The organism is Pectobacterium sp. S5 (assembly GCF_051707265.1).
GTDB lineage: Bacteria > Pseudomonadota > Gammaproteobacteria > Enterobacterales > Enterobacteriaceae > Pectobacterium > Pectobacterium polare.
The window spans coordinates 21,514-43,319 of record NZ_JAULSZ010000006.1; the positions used below are offsets into that span (position 1 = coordinate 21,514).

Here is a 21,806-nt window from a genome sequence, read left to right on the forward strand (position 1 = left end):
CCCAGAATTTAATTCATGTTGGTATCGCATCATGCCATACCCAGAAACGACTTACGCCAGAATACGTGTACCAATCGCCACGCCGTTGAACAGCGCAGGTAGCTGCTCAGCATGACGCCAGCTGGCGATATCAACCGGACGCCCCAGTGCACGAGCAGCATCCAGCGCGGCGTTGACCTTAACAATCATGCCGTCGGTAATAATGCCCTGAGCAATCAGCTGCTCGGCTTTCTCTGCCGTCATTTCGGCAATACGCTGGCCTTTACCGTCCAGAATGCCGCTCACGTCAGACAGCAGGATTAAATCTGCGCCCAGCGTTTGCGCCAGTGCCGTCGCCGCCTGATCGGCGTTGACGTTCATCAGGTCGCCCTGCGCCGTAATACCAATAGAGCTGACGACAGGCAGGTAGCCCGCAGACAGCAGCGTGTTCAGCAGCGCAGGCGATCCCGCTTCCGCTTTACCCACAAAGCCCAGAGACTCATCGAGCTGCGTGACCGTCGTGCTGCCGCCATCGCCCAGGCACAGGCCGACTGCGTTGATATCATGCTTCTTCGCCCATGACAGCAGCGTCTTGTTGGCGGAACCCGCCAGCGCACCCGTGATGATGTCGATCTGGTCGGCAGGCGTGACGCGCAGGCCGTTTTTCTTCACGACAGGCAGCGCCAGCTTCTTCATCAGCTCATCCACCAGACAGCCGCCGCCGTGCACAATCACCAGCGGACGCTGATGTTCCTGACGGTAAGCCACCAGCGCGGTGAACAGACGCTCCAGTGCTTCTTCGCTATCCAGTAAAACGCCACCTAGTTTGATAATTAACGGATTCATTATGCTTCGCGCCTCGAAATGTCGGGACCAGTAGTCATTAAATTAACGATTGGGTTTCAGGGAAACCAAAACGAATGTTCATGCATTGCACAGCCTGTGCCGCCGCGCCTTTCAGCAGGTTATCTTCGGTTGCCACCACGATCAGGTGCTCGCCATCGACGGAGAAACCGATATCGCAGAACGGCAGGCCGACAACGGATTTCAGCGCCGGAACACCCTTATCATACAGGCGAACCAACGGCTTATCGTGATAGGCATTGTGGTAGGCTTCGGCAACATCCTGCTGGGTGACGCCCGGTTGCAGGCGGCAAGTGATGGTTTCCAGAATACCGCGAGCGAAGTTGCCTAAATGCGGCGTGAAGATGACCGGCGTGCCGAGGTGCGTTGAAATTTCAGGCTCATGGCGATGGTTGAAAATACCGTACGGTTGAAAGCTGACTTCGCAGAAGCTGTTGGTCATAGACGCTTTACGCCCTGCCCCACTCACGCCGCTCACGGCATTAATCACTGGCCACTGAGCCGGGTTCAGCAGTTGGGCATCCAGCAACGGCTTCAGCGCCAGCTGCGCAGCCGTTGGATAACAGCCCGGCACGGCAATCAGCTGCGCCTGTTTTACGCTTTCAGCACGCCATTCGGCCAGCCCGTAAACCGCTTTTGCCAGCCAGTCAGGGTGCTGATGCTCAAAGCCATAATAGCGACGATAAAACTCGGCATCCTGTACGCGGAACGCGCCGGATAAATCAAAAACGGTGCAGCCTGCCGCCAGAAAAACAGGGGCCAGATCGTGGCTGACTTTGTGGTCGGTCGCCAGAAAAACGACATCCACGCCTTTCGCCGCTTCTTCCGCATCGGTCAGCGGTTTTACCGGAACATCGATGATGCCTTTGAGCTGCGGATGTAAATCAGAAATCAATTTTCCTGCATCGACACTTTGCGCAGAAACCATCAAAGCGGTTATGTTCATCTGTGGGTGACGGTTCAGGTAGAGCGCAAGCTCAGCGCCGGTATAACCACTTGCACCAACAATCAGCGTATTCAGCATGGGATCCGTATACCTTCTTACTTATCTATGGAACAGGTAACAGGGCTCACCAGCGTCGGTACGCTGTTCACCCGCGAAACTCAGTGAAAGTGACGAATCGTCATCGCCGTACCTTTGGGTTTCCTTTCGCCGAGCATTATTGTATTTTTATTCAAAATAAATGCATGAATATTGATACTATCCTAACCAGAGGCTGTCAACAGTGAAGATGAATTTACCCCCTTTTATTGAGCTATATCGGGCATTGATAGCCACACCGTCCATCAGTGCCACCGACAGCGCGCTCGATCAAAGTAATCATACCTTAATCAACCTGCTGGCCGGCTGGTTCGGCGATCTCGGCTTCCACGTGGAAGTCCAACCCGTCCCCGGCACCCTCAATAAATTTAATATGCTGGCGCGGATTGGTGAAGGAAAAGGTGGCTTATTGTTGGCAGGCCACACCGACACCGTCCCGTTCGACGACGGCCGCTGGACGCGCGACCCGTTCACGCTGACCGAACATGACAACAAGCTGTACGGCCTGGGTACGGCGGATATGAAAGGCTTCTTTGCCTTTATTCTGGATGCTTTACGTGATATCGATCCGACCAAGCTGACGAAGCCGCTCTATGTACTGGCAACAGCAGATGAAGAGACGACGATGGCCGGTGCCAAGTATTTCTCCGAATCCACGCAGATTCGCCCGGACTGCGCCATCATCGGCGAGCCGACGTCGCTGCAACCGGTGCGCGCCCACAAGGGCCACATGTCCAACGCGATCCGTATTCAGGGGCAGTCTGGTCACTCCAGCGATCCGTCGCGCGGCGTGAACGCGATCGAGCTGATGCACGAAGCCATTTCTCACCTGCTGGTATTACGTAACACGCTACAGGAGCGCTATCACAATCCGATTTTCCACATTCCTCACCCGACCATGAACCTCGGCCACATTCACGGCGGCGATGCCGCTAACCGCATCTGCGGCTGCTGTGAGCTGCATATGGATATCCGTCCGCTGCCGGGCATTACGCTTAACGATCTGGACGGACTGCTGTCAGAAGTGCTTGAGCCCGTCAGCCAGCGCTGGCCGGGCCGATTGACCATCAGCGAACTGCATCCGCCGATTCCCGGCTATGAATGCCCACCCGATCACCGTCTGGTGTCCGTCGTAGAGAAGCTGCTGGGGACAAAAACGGAAATCGTGAACTACTGTACCGAAGCACCGTTTATTCAGACGCTGTGCCCGACGCTGGTTCTGGGGCCGGGATCGATCGAACAGGCGCACCAGCCGGATGAATATATTGATACCGCGTTTATCAAACCGACGCGGGAACTGATTTCACAGGTTATTCATCACTTCTGTCACCACTGATCCGACGCAAGCGGCCTTGTCAGTCACGCTGGCAAGGCTATTTTGAGACAGCTCATGAAAAAGAAAGATTTCATCGCGCAGGATTTACTGAGCAAAATCTATCAGCACACCGATCCGCTGCCGGAAAAGCTGCCGCCGGAACGCCAACTGGCGGAAGAATACGGCGTGTCACGCTTTACCATCCGTCAGGCGCTGGAAAAGCTCGCCAGCATCGGTGCGATCCATATGGTACAAGGCTCGGGTAACTTCATTAATCAGGGCGTACGCAGCAATCCGCTGGTGTATAACTCGATTACCGAAAAGAAATTCACTCAGATTTCATCTCGCCTGCTTAGCCTACATAAACGGCTACCGAACCGAGAGGAGCAGCAGGTATTTGCGATCGGCGAAAATGCGTTCATCTGGGAATTCAGTCGGTTACGTTATGTCGATAACCGCAAAGTACAGATCGAGATCTCGAAAATGCCTGCCGCAGACTTCCCAGACATGAGCCAGAAGATTATTGAAGGTTCTATTCAGCAGTATGTGCTCAGCAAGGGCTATGCGATTTCACACTATCTGACGCATTATCAGGCGGTTAACGTCACGAAAGCACAGGCTGAGCTACTGGGCTGCAAGAAAGGCACGGCGGCGATGCATATTCTTAATCGCGGTATTTTACAGGGCGGTCGCGTATACGAATCGAGCGATATCATCGACATCAACTACACCTGTACCTACGTCATCCCCTTAAACCTCGATAACTTAACCTTCCGCCAGTCGCCGTAATGCGGCTTAAGGCGTATGCATCGTGCCATCCGGCAGGCGGCTTTGCGTCCACTCGTGCGGACGATAGACGACGGGAAATTCCCGTGCCGCATCCAGATCGATCCCAACGCCGATACCGGGGCGTTCAATCGGATACAGATAGCCCTTCTCCGGCTCCACCGCCTGCGGGAAGACCTTGCGGGTATTTTCTGGGTAAGCGACAAATTCCTGAATGGCGGCATTGTGCAAATGGATATTCAGGTGAATGTTGACCGCCGCGCCGATAGGCGTCATATCCGGCGGGCAGTGCCACGCTAGCCGCACACCAAAGTTCTGACAGAACGCGCCCAGCTTCAGCGCTGGTGTGATCCCGCCAATCTGTGAGACATGGCAGCGGATGAAATCAACCTGACGATTAATCACCAGATTCTGCCACTCGGCAGGGTTATTAAACAGCTCTCCGGTCGCCAGCGGCACCGCACTCTGGCTGCGGATCTGCGCCAGCCACTCATTTTGCGCAGGCGGCAAAATGTCTTCGATAAAATAGGGACGATACACTTCTACCGCTTTGGCGAACTGCACTGCCTGATTCGGGAACAGGCGCTCATGAACATCATGCAGAATGTGGAAGCGATCGCCGTATTTCTCACGCAGCGCACGGAACATGGCGAGTGTGTTGGCCATGTACTGATCCTGATCGTAATAGGCACCTTCCGTTGGCTGCCGCGTGCTGTGCAGCGCATCGGGATTACCGCCATAAAATCCTAGCTGGCAGCGGATATGGCGATAGCCCTGCGCATACAGCCGATCCACTTCCTGATACAGTCCGTCCAGCGTATCGCTAGCTGCATGGCTGTATGCGGCAATGGCATCACGGGATTTCCCACCAAACAGGTGATAGAGCGGCATATCTGCCAGCTTGCCCTTGATGTCCCACAGCGCCATATCAACGCCCGCCACCGCATTGTTGATCACCGGTCCGTTACGCCAATAGGCGTTGACCATCATCATGTGCCACAGATCTTCAATGTGGTTAGCATCTCGTCCTAGCAGCAGCGGTTTGAGGTATTCGTCCATCATCGCTTTGACGGCCAGCGGTCGCTGCTGGAAGGTCGCACATCCATAACCCGTCACACCTTTATCCGTGTGAACCACCACCGTCACTAAATTATGGCGGTCGGGGCGAGTAACAAGACATTCAATGTCAGTAATGATTGTCGGCAACACAAAAATATCCTCCAGAGCATTTACCGGAATAGCGCTACCCGGCAAAAACACAGTCTAAAATCAGTTTCTTTTTTTGTTTTCTACTTATTTTTTCTTTTATTGTAAACCTCTTATTTAAAAGATTTATTTTGGTTTGGAAAAGCCATCTAATTGATTAAAAAACCAGACCAATTATAGAATAATGGCAACAAACATCCCCTTACAGGCTAACCATGTGACGAACTTCATGTTTTATTGGTTTGTTTTTTCTTCTTTAAGTTTTTACTATCGGTGGAAATAATTCGGCCAAAAATAACATAAGGCTATGCGGGGAGTTTATTTCATGGGAAAAAATGACGTTATTCAGTCAATCATTAAACTGGTTGGTGGAAGCGAAAACATTAATAAAGCCTGGCACTGCATGACGCGGCTTCGGTTTGATTTAATTGATGAAAGTAAAGTGCAAACCGAGGCGATCAAGAATCTGCCCGGTATATTAGGTGCGCAACATCAGAGTGAACAGTTTCAGATTATTATCGGGCCGCAGGTCAATGAGTATTACGAACTGCTGAACGCCCAGCTTTCCTCCACAACGCTTTCGCCTACAGCGACATCGCAGCCAGACGTGCAGAAGCAGAAGAAGGGGCTGATTTCGCTGTTCATGGATACCGTTTCCGGCGTATTTGGCCCGATCGTCCCTGCCATCGCGGGTGCCGGGATGATCAAAGGGCTGCTGGCAGGGCTGATCGCCTTGAAAGTGGTCTCTGCCAAAACCGATACCGTGATCGTCCTCGATCTGATCGCCAGCGGTGTGTTCTATTTCTTACCTTTCTTCCTCGCTATCTCCGCAGCCAGGATATTTAAAACAAGCGAATATCTGGCAGCGGCTGTTGCAGCCTGCCTGATGTACCCGTCGTTGATAGAAGCGGCGAAGGCACTAGCCAGCAATAGCCCTAATGCGGTCAGCGCCTTTTACTTCATCGGTGTGCTACCCATTCCGGTGTTTAACTATGCTGCCAGCGTCATACCGGTGATTTTCTCCGTGCTGGCACTGAGCTATATCCATCGTTGGGTCGACCGCATCATGCCTTCGGTACTGAAAACCGTGTTTACCCCAACGCTGACGCTGTTTATCGCCGCACTGGTGTCGCTCACCGTTATCGGGCCATTCGGGATCTACCTCGGTAAACTGCTGGCACTGTTTATTCAGAGCCTGTTCGATGTGTCGTCTATCTTTGCTGGTTTCGTGGTCGGTGCGATTCGGCCTGTCGCGATTCTGACTGGCATGCATCACGCCATGACGCCCATTGCGCTGCAAAATTTCAGCAATCAGGGCTTTGATATGCTGATGCCAATGATGTGTATGGCGAACATGGCGATTGCGGGTTCCACATTTGCCATCTACTTCCATGCCAAAACCCGTCAGGACAAATCTGTCGTGCTGTCTGCTGGGGTTTCCGCGCTGCTCGGTATTACCGAACCTGCACTCTTCGGCGTACTGACCAAGTATAAAAAAGCGTTTATCTCCGCGACTATTGCCAGCTCCATCGCCTCGGCCTTTATCGCGTACTTCGGTGTCCGGCTGTATGGCTACATCTTGTCGAGTATTTTCAGCCTGCCAGCCTATATCGGCCCGTACTTTAGCTACGCGGTATCCGGCATGGCCATCGCCATCGTGCTTTCTTTCACGCTGACTTATATTCTGGTCGTCAGAGCGTCCAAACAGGCGTAACCGCACTCGCGGGGCCTTTGCGCCCCGCCATCCCCTCGCTAATTAGCAACCCTAATATCCGCGCCTCTGTAATTAAATTTCACAAATTGCCAAGCCCACCTCAATGCAAGTACAAAGAATAAGGAGAAGAAAGAATCGTCAATTGACGAACCCGCCTTATCGTGGCTAGATGGAGGCAGTGCGTCAAAATATGTCAAGTGAAATAAACTTACAAAAATGGTAGGGATGGTCAGGGTAACTATGAACGAACAATATTCCGCAATGCGCAGTAACGTCAGTATGCTCGGCAAGCTTCTCGGCGATACCATCAAGGAAGCGCTGGGTGAAAACATCCTTGATAAAGTCGAAACAATCCGCAAGCTGTCAAAGTCTTCCCGCGCAGGTAATGAAAAACATCGTCAGGAGCTGCTGACCACGCTGCAAAACCTGTCTAACGATGAACTGTTGCCTGTTGCCCGCGCATTCAGCCAGTTCCTTAACCTGACCAATACCGCTGAGCAATATCATACGATTTCACCGCACGGTGAAGCCGCGAGTAACCCGGCACAACTTTCCCACGCGTTTGAGCGCCTGAAGGAAAATAAAGATCTGACCGAACGCGATATCCGTGACGCGGTAGAATCCTTGTCGATCGAGCTGGTGCTGACCGCGCACCCGACCGAAATTACCCGTCGGACGCTGATCCACAAACTGGTAGAAGTGAATACCTGCCTCAAGCAGCTCGACCACAACGATCTGGCTGATTATGAACGCAATCAGATCATGCGCCGCCTGCGCCAGCTGATCGCACAGTCCTGGCATACCGATGAAATCCGTAAAATTCGCCCTACTCCGGTAGATGAAGCCAAATGGGGCTTCGCCGTGGTGGAAAACAGCCTGTGGGAAGGTGTGCCTGCGTTTTTACGCGAGCTGGATGAACAGCTGGAACAGGCTTTCGGCTATCGTCTGCCCGTTGACGCCGTTCCGGTGCGCTTTACGTCCTGGATGGGTGGCGACCGCGACGGTAACCCGAACGTCACAGCGGAAGTCACTCGCCACGTGCTGTTACTCAGCCGCTGGAAAGCTGCCGATCTGTTCCTGCGTGATATTCAGGTGCTGGTTTCCGAGCTGTCGATGTCCGAATGTACGCCGGAACTGCTGGAACTGGCCGGCGGCAGCGAAGTACAGGAACCGTACCGCGCCATCATGAAGTCGCTGCGTTCGCAGTTGAGCAGTACGCTGAGCTATCTGGAAGCACGCCTGACGGGTGAGGAGCGTCTGCCGCCTAAAGATCTGCTGATCACCAATGAACAACTTTGGGAACCACTCCACGCCTGCTACCAATCACTGAAAACCTGTGGCATGGGCATCATCGCCGATGGTCGCCTGCTGGATACGCTGCGTCGCGTGCGCTGCTTCGGCGTGCCTTTGGTACGCATCGATGTTCGTCAGGAAAGTACCCGCCACACCGAAGCACTGGCCGAGATTACCCGCTATCTGGGTCTGGGCGACTACGAAAGCTGGTCTGAATCCGATAAGCAAGCCTTCCTGATCCGTGAACTTAGCTCCAAGCGCCCGCTCCTGCCGCGCTACTGGGAGCCGAGTGCGGATACCAAAGAAGTGCTGGATACCTGTCGTGTCGTTGCCAAAGCGCCAGTCGGTTCAGTCGCAGCCTATGTCATTTCAATGGCACGCACGCCTTCCGACGTGCTGGCCGTTCACCTGCTGCTTAAAGAAGCGGGTTGCCCGTTTGCCTTGCCGGTCGCGCCACTGTTTGAAACGCTGGACGACCTGAACAACGCTGATGATGTCATGACGCAATTGCTGAGCATCGACTGGTATCGCGGCTTTATTCAGGGCAAGCAGATGGTCATGATTGGCTATTCTGACTCCGCAAAAGACGCGGGCGTGATGGCCGCCTCTTGGGCGCAGTACCGTGCACAGGACGCGCTGATCAAAACCTGTGAGAAAGCGGGTATCGCACTGACGCTGTTCCACGGACGCGGTGGTTCCATCGGTCGCGGTGGCGCACCGGCTCATGCGGCTCTGTTGTCACAACCGCCGGGTAGCCTGAAAGGTGGCCTGCGCGTGACGGAACAGGGCGAGATGATCCGCTTTAAATACGGCCTGCCGGAAGTCACCATCAGCAGTCTGGCGCTGTATACCGGTGCGATTCTGGAAGCGAACCTGCTGCCGCCGCCGGAACCAAAACAGGAATGGCACGAGGTAATGGACGATCTTTCTCGCGTGTCCTGCGATATGTACCGTGGCTACGTGCGTGAGAACCCAGATTTCGTGCCTTACTTCCGCGCCGCTACGCCGGAGCTGGAGCTGGGTAAACTGCCGCTAGGGTCACGTCCGGCCAAGCGTCGTCCGAACGGCGGCGTGGAAAGCCTGCGTGCTATCCCGTGGATTTTCGCCTGGACGCAGAACCGCCTGATGCTGCCAGCCTGGCTGGGTGCCGGTGCCGCGTTGCAGAAAGTCGTAGATGACGGCAAGCAGGAACAGCTGGAAGCCATGTGTCGCGACTGGCCGTTCTTCTCGACACGTATCGGTATGCTGGAGATGGTGTTCGCCAAAGCCGACCTGTGGTTGGCGGAGTATTACGATCAGCGTCTGGTAGAAGAGAAGCTGTGGCCGTTAGGGAAACAGCTGCGCGATCAGCTGGCCGCCGATATTAACGTCGTGCTGGCGATCTCCAATGACGATCACCTGATGGCGGATCTGCCGTGGATCGCCGAGTCGATCGCATTGCGTAACGTCTATACCGATCCTCTGAACGTGTTGCAGGCTGAGTTGCTGCATCGCTCACGTCAGCAGGAAGAACCGGATGCCGATCTGGAACTGGCGCTGATGGTGACGATCGCCGGTGTCGCGGCAGGTATGCGTAATACGGGTTAATTGCGCAAGCAGTAAAACTATACCGTTATCAAAACGATACCGTTAGAAAAACTATACCGTCATCAAAAACAAGGGCCGGTCAATTGACCGGCCTCTTTTGCGGAAAAATCAGTCACGCGGTGATAATGGATAGATCGTAAATCCGCTGTGAATACCTTACGCCAGATATTTATCCTGCAAATAATTCCGCGCGCGATTATCCAGACCGTATTCCGCTTCAAGCCAGCTATCGATCGAACCGTGTCGTTCGTAGATGGCCTGCAATGCCGTCACGATGAACTCTTCCTGCACCGACAGCACATAAGAGAACTGTCCCAGCGCTTTCTCATTCAGCGTTTTTGATAAATGCGCCAGTAGCTGCTGGCGGAATGGCGTCAGCGTCGTCTCGGTGAGCAGGTAATCTTCCATCACCGTCTGTTCATCCGCACCCAGCGCAAACATTACCAGCGCCGAACCGATGCCCGTGCGATCTTTGCCCACGGCGCAGTGCTGCACCAGCCCGCCCTCATCCGGCCGCAATAGCAGCGATACCAGCTGTTTATAGGCCGAGTTATTGAAAGGCAGACGGCGGTAGAGTTCTAGCATAAACGCACGAGAATCAAACGCGGCCAACACATCGGATCCCAATGAATCCAGATTAGCCGTCACTTCGTGGCGTAATGGATTGGCCGGATAGGCGTGGTAGTTGGCTCCGGTCCACAATATATCGGGCTTCTGCGCAATTTCATCGGCATCCCGATAATCCACCACGTGAGAAATCGGCACGCCAGCAAGGTGCTCGCAGTCAGCCTGACTCAGTAGATCCAGCGAGCCGGAGCGAAAAAGTTTACCGTGTCGGATAAGCCGCCCATCAGCAGCGCGGTTACCGCCTAAATCGCGGAAGTTGATTCCGCCGTCCAGCGGTAATAAAGAGGGATGAAGCAACGTTGGTTCGGTCATACATCTCCTTGCGAGGTTGAAAGGCGAGCAAGGCAACTTGAGTTATTCAGTGTATACCCTAAATAATTCGAGTTGCAGGAAGGCGGCAAGCGAGGGAATCCCGATGAGCTTACTCAAGTAAGTGATTCGGGTGAGTGAACGCAGCCAACGCACATGCAGCTTGAAGAATGACGGGTATATTAGGATAAGGGCTGGCCTCTGCGATGACCAGCCCAAAATACCATCAATTTTTGTGCTTATTCAGCGGCTAACAAACGACGAGTCGCGTCCAGCAACACCTTGATGACGGTGGTTTCGGCCAGTTTCATGGTCGCCGCATCTGGGATTTCCTGCTGGGTACGGTTTACGATCACGCCCGCGATCATGCCCGCTTTTAACCCTTGGCTGGCGCACATGGTCAGCAGCGTGGCGGATTCCATTTCATAGTTCAGCACGCCCATGCTCTGCCATTCTTCCATCGAGCCGCGGAAGCGACGGACAACGCGTCCAGAGAAGGTGTCATAGCGCTCTTGACCGGGATAGAACGTATCGGAAGACGCGGTGATGCCCACGTGCAACGCCGCACCCGATGCCTTCGCCGCTTCCACCAGCGCGGTGGTACAGCCGAAATCAGCAACGGCCGGGAATTCCATTGGCGCGAAGTGCAGGCTCGCTCCATCAAGGCGGACAGCTGCGGTGGTCACCAACACATCGCCGACATTGATGCCGGATTGAATCGCCCCCGTCGTGCCGACACGCAGGAAAGTACGGATGCCGAGCTGTGCCAATTCTTCTACCGCGATTGATGTTGACGGGCCGCCGATACCGGTCGAGCAAACAATCACCGCCTTGCCGTCTAACTCTGCACGCCAGGACGTAAATTCACGGTGTGATGCCAGATGTACTGGGTTATCCATCAGGCGAGCAATTTTTTCAACACGCTCAGGATCGCCGGGGACGATAGCCAACGTCGCGCCCTGTAAATCGTTCTTGACCAGACCAAGATGGAACACATCAGATGTAGACATAACTGCCTCCCGGGCAATCAATTGGGTATTCAGAGAAATCACGCCGAACGCCTCATCAACGCAGTCTGTAAGCGTCCGTTCAATAAAAAGACTCTAGCGCATCATTACGTTTTTTTAAGTGACGAGAGTCACCGATGAAAAAGAAACAAACATCAACATACATAAAAAATGTGACTTAAATCACTATTTATTGGGTGGGGAATTCATTTTTGCCGATTAATTGTCTTCTAGTGTAGATTCTTTAATCATTGATAGTATTTATCATAGCGATTTTGAAACCCCTCTTTCACATGAAAACCGGCTGGCCGATAACAGGAGAGCGCGTAATGAAGACTGATGAACAGACGACCTTCAAACATCTTCCACAGGGGCTAACCCCGGCAGTAGAACCGCAGACCGCCTCCATCATTACCACGGATTCTGTCGGTATCATTGCCAGCGAAACCACCATTTCTTCTCAGGGTGAGCAGCTACCCGCGTATATCGCCAGACCGGCAAACCACGACGGGCCGCTCCCTATCGTTCTGGTGGTGCAGGAGATTTTCGGCGTTCATCAACACATTCAGGATGTTTGCCGTAGGCTAGCCAAGCAGGGCTACATGGCCATTGCGCCAGAGCTGTACTTTCGTCAGGGCGACCCCAGCCAATATGACAATATTCAGCGAATCCTGACCGAGCTGGTGTATAAGGTGCCCGATACGCAGGTGCTGTCCGACCTTGATCACACGGCCAACTGGGCGATTAAACAGGGCGGTGACGCCAGTAAGCTAGCGATAACGGGTTTCTGTTGGGGCGGACGCATCACCTGGTTGTACGCTGCACACAACCCACAGCTCAAGGCGGCCGTTGCCTGGTACGGCAAGTGTACGGGTGAGAAAACGCTGAATAGCCCTAAACATCCGGTCGATATCGCAACGGAATTAGAAGCCCCGGTACTGGGGTTGTACGGCGCGAAAGACGAAGGGATTCCGTTGGAACAGGTCGATACCATGCGGCAGGCGCTGCGTGCGGCCAACGCGGCGGCAGACATCATCGTCTACCCCGATGTTGGGCATGCTTTCCATGCCGATTACCGCCCCAGCTACCATGAGGAATCTGCACGCGACGGCTGGCAGCGTATGCTGGCATGGTTCCAGAAAAACGGCGTGGCATAACACCGTCACACGTCTTGCGTCTTATTCCACGATCTAAAACGCCACCGAAAAACGGTGGCGTTGGTGTTTTACCTTTTGACGATTTTACAGAGACAGACAGCCTTAGAACGTCGTCCAGTCGCCGTCATTGCCCTTATTTTTCGCCGCCGCAGGCGCCAAAGACAGCGTTGGCGTACGCGTTGGTGCCGATGCATAAGAAGCGGTTTTGCCGTTGCCATACGACTGCAACTTAAACGCGCTTACCGCTTCCGCCAGCACAGAGGCCTGTGATTGCAGAGACAGTGCCGCAGAGGCCGACTCTTCAACCAGAGCCGCATTCTGCTGGGTCGTGGTATCAATCTGTCCAACCGCCAGATTCATCTGGTTAATCCCATCGCTCTGTTCACGGCTGGCCTGCGAGATTTCGCTGATGATCTCATTCACATCCCGCACATAACCCGTTAATCCGCTCATCGTTTCTTCGGCGGTATCCACCAGCGACATACCTTCCTGAATTTTGCTCACGGAGTCATCGATCAAATCCTTGATCTCACGCGCGGCGGTCGCACTGCGCTGTGCCAGAGAACGCACTTCCCCTGCCACCACTGCAAACCCACGCCCTTGCTCGCCCGCACGCGCGGCTTCAACCGCAGCGTTCAGCGCCAGAATATTGGTCTGGAACGCAATGCCGTCAATCACGCCAATGATTTCCGCCATACGCTGGGATGAATCGCGAATGCCACGCATTTTCTGCGTCACGGAAACCATAACCTCGCCGCTTTGCTTCGCCGCACCAGAGGCTTTATTTGCAATGTCTGTGGCCTGCTGGGTGTTTTCCGCCGTGTTCTTAATAGTAGACGTCAGCTGCTCCATCGATGCCGCCGTTTCTTCCAGCGAGCTGGCCTGCTCTTCGGTGCGTGATGATAAATCCTGATTACCGGCGGCGATTTGCGAGGCCGCCGTCGAGATCGTTTCCGCCCCGTCACGTACCTGCCCAACAATCGTGCTCAGACTGGTGTTCATGTGATCCAACGATTGCAGCAGCAATCCGGTTTCATCTTTGCTGGTAACAGTGATACGTGAGGTCAGGTCACCCTGTGCCACTCTGTCTGCCACTTGCAAAGCCTGCTGTATCGGTCGGGTTACGCTACGCGTAATTGACCAGGCAATCAGCGCACCAAATACGGCACTCAGCGCTAAAATAAGCAACAAAATCATGCGAGTACTGCTGTATACCTCAGCCATCGCCTCAACGGAGGTATCCATGGCATCATCTTGATAGTTAACCAATTGCCTTACCGCATCACGGTACTGACGTTGGACAACATTCAGGTTGTTGTTGAACTCCTCAATCGCCGCGTCCCGATTGCCAGCCACCACTTCGCTGATAATTTTGTCACCGGATTTCAAAAACTCGGTACGGATCGCGCGGATCGCACGCAGCTGAGAGATTGAACGCTCTTCGACCGTCTGGCTTTCCAGCTTATCCAGCAGGCGGCCGATTTCCTGGCGGAATCCATTTACACGATCGACGTTTTCCTTGATTTTATCCTCGCCCGAAACCAGCATCAGCCGCTGATACGCCACCAGAATGCTGTTTACATTATCGATAAGGCTATTTGAATCAACCGTTTGTGGATAAACCTCTTTCACAATGTCTCTGGCGCCATCCTGGAAACCGGATAGCTTAGACAGGGAAAATATACTCACGACAAACAACATCAAAATCAGGACAGCAAACCCAGCCCCCAGTCGATAGCCGATACGCCAATTCGCTAAATTCATGTCTCACTCCTTTTAGGTAATGCATAGCAATGTCAATTGCGCACACGTCGCAGATTGATGGAACCACAGGGCGGAGAATGGTTGGCGATCCGAAGGGAACGAGCCTTCTGACGCACCAGAGATACCTTAAGGCAGGCATTTTTACGCACGCTCTCAACATGAGAGGCGCTATCAAGTCGTTTCCCTCAGGTGTTGAGGTGCAAAAGTGGAAATAAATCTAACAATGCTACAAATACAACGGATAAGACCGCAGAGACGTTATTGAGGTGATAATAATGGCCTTCCCTCTCCGAACTCATGCAGACATGGCCGCTCCTGTGTTATCCATCTTATCGGCACACCGCCCATGATCTTTATCATTTGATCGTTTAAATCATTCAAAAGTAAATAATAAATAGTCACCGACTATCAAGTAGTTAATTTCGATCGGAAAAAACACATATTAATCTACGAGCCATTAACAGAAATAACGCGCCAATTACATAAAAGGATAGTCAGATATATTTGATATTAAAAATAAAGAGGTGAGAATATTTCTTAGTAAAGGATAACAAACTGAATAATAAGGGTAAAAAACGTATTTACGCTACGTAGCACATGAAAAGAATCAGGGAGGCTCTCGCCTCCCTGTGGGAATAGGCGCTACGTTACAACGCCGTCAAACGATGGCAGTAACTTTACTATTTTCTTGCCAACGCCAGAGACAGCGCGGGTGTGCTCATCGACATCGGCGCATAAGACCCAGCGTGACTGCTGTACGACTGTATTTTAAACGCGCTCACCGCTTCTGCCAGAACGGAAGCCTGTGATTGCAGAGACAGCGCCGCAGAGGCCGACTCTTCAACCAGAGCCGCATTCTGCTGGGTCGTGGTATCAATCTGTCCAATCGCCAGATTCATCTGGTTAATCCCGTCGCTCTGTTCACGACTGGCCTGCGAAATCTCGCTGATAATGTCGTGTACGTCCTTCACATGGGCCGTTAATCCACCCATCGTTTCTTCAGCGGTATCAACAAGCTCCATGCCTTCACGAATTTTGCTCACGGAATCGTCGATCAAATCCTTGATCTCCCGCGCAGCGGTCGCACTGCGCTGTGCCAGTGAACGAACTTCCCCTGCCACCACCGCAAAACCACGCCCTTGCTCACCCGCACGCGCGGCTTCAACGGCGGCGTTCAGCGCCAGAATATTGGTCTGGAAAGCGATACCGTCGATCACACCGATGATTTCCGCCATACGCTGGGATGAATCACGAATGCCGCGCATTTTTTGCGTCACGGAAAGCATGACATCACCGCTTTGTTTCGCAGCACCGGTCGCCTTATTGGCAATCTCCGTCGCCTGTTGGGTGTTTTCTGCGGTGTTTTTAATGGTGGATGCCAGTTGCTCCATTGAGGCAGCGGTTTCTTCCAGCGAGCTGGCCTGTTCTTCGGTACGCGATGACAGATCCTGGTTACCGGCCGTGATTTGTGACGCCGCTGTCGAGATCGTTTCCGCGCCATCACGCACCTGGCCGACAATCGAGCTCAGGCTGGTATTCATGCGATCCAACGATTGCAGCAGCAATCCGGTTTCATCCTTGCTGGTCACCGTGATGTGTGAAGTCAGATCGCCCTGCGCCACTCTGTCTGCGACTTGCAAAGCCTGCTCTATTGGGCGGGTTACGCTGCGCGTGATCGCCCAGGCAATCAGCGCCCCAAACACGGCACCCAGCGCCAAAATAATCAGTAAAATAATGCGGGTATTGTTGTATACCGCAGCCATGGTATCGACAGAGTTATCCATCGCATCATTTTGGTAATTCACCAGCTGCTTCACCGAGTCACGGTAATTGCGCTGAATCACGTTCAGGGTGTTATTGAATTCCGAGACAGCGACGTCGTTATTACCCGCCAGCGCATCACTAATAATTTTATCGCCAGACTTGATGAACTCGGCACGAAACCCACGAACAACCGCCACCTGCTTGCGGGCAAGCTCGCCTGAGGCATTGTTTTCCAGATTGTCGAGCAGACGGCTAATTTCCTTGCGGTACGCCATAATCCGATCGACATATCCCTGACGCTGTTCCTGACCGGATACCAGCAGCATCTGTAAATAAGCGACAAAATGCCCATTCACGTTATCGATGAGATCATTAGCATCTACCGTTTGCGGATAAACCTCTTTGACGATATCTCTGGCACCATCCTGAAAGGATGACAATTTAGACAAAGAAAAAATACTCACGGTAAATAGCATCAGAATCAAGATGGCAAACCCGCCTCCTAATCGATAGCCAATTCGCCAATTCGCTAAACTCATGTCTCACTCCTTTTAGGTAATACATAATAATGACTACTGCTCGTCTAATAACGCCGCAGAGTGGGGAATTATCGTTTTTTTCGGGAAAATAAATATGCTTTATGGGTGTATATTAATACCCATAAATGAGTAATTGCAGGTGCACTTTCAACATAAGTAAAACGTTAAAAAATACAAACAACCTCACTCTATTGGTACATCCAGAGCTGCCTCCATGCCGTCTACCTTATCGGCACAATATTCCCTAGCTTTATGACGGTATCGATTAACCCCACCGAACAATAAATATATTGATAGCGGATAAATAATCCTTTTCGAGAAATAACCTACCAGTCGATGCAGAAAAACAAGGGGGATAGCGCGGCGATTTTATTAAAGGAAAGACAATATATTTAATTTTCGGAAAGGAAGAAGATTTGTAGGGTAGAAATAATAAACAGTCGAGATGCGACGAAAAATAGTACGTATTTTTATCTACTCAGTTAGCTATACCCTAAATAATTCGAGTTTCAGGAAGGCGGCAAGGGAAGGACAAATTCGTCGGGAACGAATTTGAACAGCCAAAGGCTGGCCTCCGGTGAGAGACAGGACGTCTCTCATTTCATCCCGATGAGCTTACACTGGTAAGTGATTCGGGTGAGTGAGCGCAGCCAACGCACATGCAACTTGAAGTATGACGGGTATATAATAAATCAGGGAGGCCATCGCCTCCCTGATTGCATCAGCCATTAACGATTACTGGGTTTCACGCAGACGTTGTGCTGCCTGAACCATATTCGCCAGAGCCTGACGCGTTTCAGGCCAGCCACGGGTTTTCAGACCGCAGTCCGGGTTCACCCACAGGCGTTCAGCGGGGATACGCTGCGCCGCTTTCTTCAGCAGGGCTTCCATCCATTCCACGCTCGGTACGTTCGGGGAGTGAATATCATAAACGCCCGGGCCGATTTCATTCGGGTATTCGAACTCTTCAAACGACTCCAGCAATTCCATATCGGAGCGAGAGGTTTCAATCGTAATCACGTCGGCATCCAGCGCAGCGATGGAATCCATGATGTCGTTGAACTCGCAATAACACATGTGGGTATGGATTTGCGTATCATCTTTTGCCACCGCGGCGTTCAGACGGAAGGCATCCACCGCCCAGGCCAGATAAGCATCCCAGTCAGAGCGGTGCAGCGGCAGACCTTCACGCAGCGCCGGCTCGTCAATCTGGATGATACCGATGCCTGCGGCTTCCAAATCTGCCACTTCATCACGCAGCGCCAGTGCAATCTGCTTAGCGATGGTTTCACGCGTGACGTCTTCACGTGGGAAAGACCAGCACAGGATCGTCACCGGACCGGTCAGCATGCCTTTCATCGGCTTGTCGGTCAGAGACTGTGCGTATTTCGCCCACTCAACGGTGATCGCTTCTGGACGGCTCACATCGCCAATGATGACTGGCGGTTTCACGCAGCGAGAACCGTAGCTCTGCACCCAGCCGTTCTGGGTAAAGACGAACCCATCCAGATGCTCACCGAAGTACTCCACCATGTCGTTACGCTCGGCTTCACCGTGCACCAGTACGTCCAGACCCAGACGCTCTTGCTCAGCCACGGCCTGCTTGATGTGCTCGGAAATGCCGGTGCGATAGTTATTGCCATCCAGACGACCCTGTTTGAAATCCAGACGCAGGCCACGGATTTCGGTGGTTTGCGGGAAAGAACCAATCGTAGTCGTCGGCCATGCTGGCAGATTAAAGCGCTCACGCTGAGCATCAGCACGAACCGAATACACGTTCTGACGCTGACTGTCCTGTGCGGTAATCGCCGCAAGACGCTGTGTCACAGCCGCGTTATTCACACGCGTCGAGGTACGGCGAGCGCGAATCGGCGCGCTGTAGGCTTCCAGTGCCTGCCCGTTGCCGCTGTTCAGTGCCTGAGACAACAGTGACAGCTCCGCACATTTCTGAATGGCAAAGGCAAACCAGCTCTTCACTTCATCATCCAGACGTACTTCCACGCTCAGATCGATAGGGCTATGCAGCAGTGAACATGAACTGCCCAGCCACAGATCGCGCGTCCCCACCAGCGGTTGTAGACGCTCGAACCAGCTGCTCAGGTCTGCACGCCATACGTTACGACCGTTAATCACACCCAGAGACAGGACCCAGTTAGCAGGCAGTTGGGCGCTCAACGTCGCGGCATCATCCTTACCGTGAACCAGATCGATATGCAGCCCCTGAACCGGCAACGTTTTGATCGTTTCCAAATTCTGGCTAACGCTATCGAAGTAGGTCGTCAGCAGCAGTTTCACTTGACCTTGCAGTGCATCGTAAGCGGGTTTAAATGCGGCCAGCCATTCTTGCGGCAGTTCCAGCGCCAGTGCAGGTTCATCAATCTGCACCCACTCAATACCGCGCTTCGCCAGCTCAGCCAGCACCTGCTGGTAAACTGGCAGAATGTCCTGCAGCAGAGACAGACGGTCAAACTGCTCACCTTTCACTTTGCCCAGCCACAGGTAGGTCACCGGGCCTAACAGGACAGGTTTCACGTTATGGCCCAGCGCCAGTGCTTCATCGACTTCATCCAGCAGCTGTGTCCAAGTCAGCTTGAACTGCTGCCCTTTGGTGAATTCCGGCACCATGTAGTGATAGTTAGTGTTAAACCACTTGGTCATTTCTGCCGCCGCGGCAGGTTGACCGGTTGGCGCACGTCCACGGCCAATGCGGAACAGCGTATCCAGATCGACCGAGCCGTCTTCATTCTGATGGCGAGCAGGTACGTTACCCAGCAGCAGACTCGTGGTCAGCACATGGTCGTACCAGGCGAAATCACCCACTGGCAGCAGATCAACGCCAGCATCCTTCTGTTGTTGCCAATGACGCGCACGTAGCTCGCGGCCAACGGTCAGCAACGCTTCCTGTGTTGCATTACCTGCCCAGTAGCTTTCCTGCGCTTTTTTCAGTTCACGGCGTAATCCAACGCGCGGAAAACCCAGTGTGTGATTCACAATCGCCATCGTTAATTCCTCATTTAGCCGTCCAGATGTTTACACATCCATAATCCGCAGGTACTGTAGTAATCACAAGCGCAATTTATTCACTGTCACTGTGAAGGACTCTCATGATCGAATTTAAACACCTGCGAACGCTGCAAGCACTGCGCAATACTGGATCGTTAGCCGCCGCTGCCGCTGCACTTCACCAAACCCAATCGGCGTTATCTCACCAGTTCAGCGATCTGGAACAGCGCCTTGGGTTCAGGCTATTCGTGCGTAAAAGCCAGCCGCTGCGCTTTACGCCTCAGGGAGAAATTCTGTTGCAGTTGGCAGAGCAGGTGTTACCGCAAATCCAGCAGGCGTTGCAGTCGTGCCATGAGCCGCACCAAACCACGCTGCGTCTGGCTATTGAGTGTCATAGCTGTATTCAGTGGCTGACGCCTGCGCTAGACGAGTTCCATCAGCACTGGCCGCAGGTTGCGATGGACTTTAAATCGGGCGTGACGTTCGATCCTCAACCCGCGCTCCAGCAAGGCGAACTGGATCTGGTTATGACCTCCGACATCATGCCGCGCAGCGGTCTGCACTATTCGCCTCTGTTTGATTTTGAAGTCCGACTGGTGCTGGCTCCTGACCATCCGCTGGCAGAAAAAGAGAAAATCGAACCGGAGGATTTCACCGCCGAAACTCTGATGATTTATCCGGTACAGCGGCAACGGCTGGACGTCTGGCGTCACTTTTTACAACCGGCAGGCGTCAGTCCTACGCTGAAAAGCGTGGACAATACGCTGCTGTTGATTCAGATGGTCGCCGCCCGTATGGGCATCGCTGCGCTGCCGCACTGGGTGGTGGAAAGCTTCGAGCGTCAGGGGTTGATCGTGACTAAATCGCTGGGTGATGGGCTGTGGAGCCGGTTGTACGCCGCCGTCCGTGACGGAGAGCAGCGCCAACCGGTGATTGATGCGTTTATTCGTTCGGCGCGTCAGCACGCTTGTGAGCACTTACCGTTTGTAAAGGACGCTTCACGACCCAACGCTGGTGTACCCACAGTGAGGACGTAATAATTATCGTCCCCACGATAAAGCTCAGCCAGTCTGGCGTTTTATGCCAGATAGCGAAGTTAACCAAGAGTCCGGCCGGCACGTGAAAGTTGTTCATTATGCTAAGCGTTCCGGCATCGACCTGAGTTGCGCCGTAGTTCCACATAAAATAACCCAGGCCAGAAGCGCCAATCCCCAACCAGACCAGCACGCCCCACTGCAAGGTTGTAGTGGGTAATTTATCCAGATTACCGAAGAGCAGCCACGCAACTATCGTCACAATCGCCGCCCCCAGATAAAACCAGGAAAACGCGCAATGCTGCGGCACAGGATGGAGCTCCATCAGGCGCTTATAACCCACCTGACCCGCGGCAAAACACACATTCGCCGCCTGAACCAGCAGGAATCCCCACCAGAAATGTTCACTCACGCCGTGATAGTGGATCACCGCCGCCCCGAATACCGCCAGCAGCGCGCTCATCACGTAACCCCAGCGCAGGCGCTGTCGGGCAAGCAGATCGTAAATCAGCGTCACGTACAGCGGCGTCATCACCGTAAAGAGTAAGAACTCAGGTACGGTCAGGTACAGGTAAGCCTGGAATACGAACAGGTACATGATACCCAGTTGGCAAGCACCCACTAACATGTACAAGAAAATGACGCGCGGCGTATAGCCCCGCAGGCGTAAGAACGGCAAAAACACCACGGCTGCGGCCGTCAGACGGAACATCGCAGAAAACCAGCTATCAACCTGACCCGCCAGATATTCGCCAATCAGGCTGAATGAAAATGCCCACAAAATAGTGGTGATAGTAAGTAATGGCACGACAACAT

The 21,806-nt window shown here is 53.2% G+C and carries 15 protein-coding genes; 6 read left to right on the top strand and 9 right to left on the bottom strand.

Annotation, left to right across the window (positions count from 1 at the left end):
- Positions 1 to 51: 51 nt before the first annotated feature.
- Together argB and argC are read right to left on the bottom strand one after the other, a co-directional pair.
- The gene (gene argB / locus QWJ20_RS18660; protein WP_039278775.1) at positions 52 to 825 is read right to left on the bottom strand and encodes an acetylglutamate kinase; all 774 of its coding nucleotides are present in this window, start codon (positions 823 to 825) and stop codon (positions 52 to 54) included.
- 37 nt (positions 826 to 862) lie between these two features.
- Positions 863 to 1,867 carry an N-acetyl-gamma-glutamyl-phosphate reductase gene (argC, locus tag QWJ20_RS18665; protein ID WP_015842152.1) on the bottom strand — a complete coding sequence of 335 codons (1,005 nt, stop codon included), beginning with the start codon at positions 1,865 to 1,867 and terminating at the stop codon, positions 863 to 865.
- A 202-nt stretch (positions 1,868 to 2,069) separates the two neighbouring features.
- Between argC and argE the strand changes: the two genes are divergently transcribed.
- Both argE and QWJ20_RS18675 read left to right on the top strand, forming a co-directional pair.
- Positions 2,070 to 3,221, top strand: a complete 1,152-nt coding sequence (argE, locus tag QWJ20_RS18670; RefSeq protein WP_433993199.1) for an acetylornithine deacetylase — start codon at positions 2,070 to 2,072, stop codon at positions 3,219 to 3,221.
- Between the two features lie 54 nt (positions 3,222 to 3,275).
- Positions 3,276 to 3,989: a GntR family transcriptional regulator gene (locus QWJ20_RS18675; protein ID WP_095701220.1), complete on the top strand. Its 714-nt coding sequence runs from the start codon at positions 3,276 to 3,278 to the stop codon at positions 3,987 to 3,989.
- Positions 3,990 to 3,995: 6 nt separating this feature from the next.
- On the opposite strand, the gene QWJ20_RS18680 is transcribed toward QWJ20_RS18675, so the two are convergent.
- Positions 3,996 to 5,195, bottom strand: a complete 1,200-nt coding sequence (locus tag QWJ20_RS18680; protein ID WP_433993200.1) for a starvation-sensing protein RspA — start codon at positions 5,193 to 5,195, stop codon at positions 3,996 to 3,998.
- A gap of 322 nt (positions 5,196 to 5,517) precedes the next feature.
- Here QWJ20_RS18680 and QWJ20_RS18685 point away from each other — a divergent pair, with 322 nt between their 5' ends.
- Positions 5,518 to 6,906: a PTS transporter subunit EIIC gene (locus QWJ20_RS18685; protein ID WP_039482998.1), complete on the top strand. Its 1,389-nt coding sequence runs from the start codon at positions 5,518 to 5,520 to the stop codon at positions 6,904 to 6,906.
- 240 nt (positions 6,907 to 7,146) lie between these two features.
- Complete coding sequence (gene ppc, locus QWJ20_RS18690) at positions 7,147 to 9,786, top strand: phosphoenolpyruvate carboxylase (protein ID WP_095701218.1); 2,640 nt, start codon at positions 7,147 to 7,149, stop codon at positions 9,784 to 9,786.
- Between the two features lie 156 nt (positions 9,787 to 9,942).
- On the opposite strand, the gene QWJ20_RS18695 is transcribed toward ppc, so the two are convergent.
- The gene (locus tag QWJ20_RS18695) at positions 9,943 to 10,725 is read right to left on the bottom strand and encodes a tyrosine-protein phosphatase (RefSeq protein ID WP_433993201.1); all 783 of its coding nucleotides are present in this window, start codon (positions 10,723 to 10,725) and stop codon (positions 9,943 to 9,945) included.
- Between the two features lie 236 nt (positions 10,726 to 10,961).
- The gene (gene udp, locus QWJ20_RS18700) at positions 10,962 to 11,732 is read right to left on the bottom strand and encodes a uridine phosphorylase (protein WP_010283777.1); all 771 of its coding nucleotides are present in this window, start codon (positions 11,730 to 11,732) and stop codon (positions 10,962 to 10,964) included.
- A 326-nt stretch (positions 11,733 to 12,058) separates the two neighbouring features.
- Here udp and QWJ20_RS18705 point away from each other — a divergent pair, with 326 nt between their 5' ends.
- Positions 12,059 to 12,886 (top strand): dienelactone hydrolase family protein, encoded by an 828-nt coding sequence (locus QWJ20_RS18705; protein ID WP_249687857.1) that lies wholly within the window; start codon positions 12,059 to 12,061, stop codon positions 12,884 to 12,886.
- A 102-nt stretch (positions 12,887 to 12,988) separates the two neighbouring features.
- Here the strand turns inward: QWJ20_RS18705 and QWJ20_RS18710 are convergent, their stop codons facing one another.
- From QWJ20_RS18710 to metE, 3 genes are all read right to left on the bottom strand, one after another.
- Positions 12,989 to 14,650, bottom strand: coding sequence for a methyl-accepting chemotaxis protein (locus QWJ20_RS18710; protein ID WP_433993202.1), 1,662 nt, complete (start codon positions 14,648 to 14,650; stop codon positions 12,989 to 12,991).
- 680 nt (positions 14,651 to 15,330) lie between these two features.
- Entirely contained in the window at positions 15,331 to 16,953 is a 1,623-nt protein-coding gene (locus QWJ20_RS18715; protein WP_323636365.1) for a methyl-accepting chemotaxis protein, read from the bottom strand.
- A gap of 735 nt (positions 16,954 to 17,688) precedes the next feature.
- Positions 17,689 to 19,953: a 5-methyltetrahydropteroyltriglutamate--homocysteine S-methyltransferase gene (metE, locus tag QWJ20_RS18720; RefSeq protein ID WP_095993142.1), complete on the bottom strand. Its 2,265-nt coding sequence runs from the start codon at positions 19,951 to 19,953 to the stop codon at positions 17,689 to 17,691.
- Positions 19,954 to 20,057: 104 nt separating this feature from the next.
- Between metE and metR the strand changes: the two genes are divergently transcribed.
- Positions 20,058 to 20,993, top strand: coding sequence for an HTH-type transcriptional regulator MetR (gene metR, locus QWJ20_RS18725; protein ID WP_095701211.1), 936 nt, complete (start codon positions 20,058 to 20,060; stop codon positions 20,991 to 20,993).
- On the opposite strand, the gene QWJ20_RS18730 is transcribed toward metR, so the two are convergent.
- Positions 20,899 to 21,798, bottom strand: coding sequence for a carboxylate/amino acid/amine transporter (locus QWJ20_RS18730; RefSeq protein ID WP_174870101.1), 900 nt, complete (start codon positions 21,796 to 21,798; stop codon positions 20,899 to 20,901). The two genes, metR and QWJ20_RS18730, sit on opposite strands and share 95 nt — an antisense overlap.
- Positions 21,799 to 21,806: the final 8 nt, after the last annotated feature.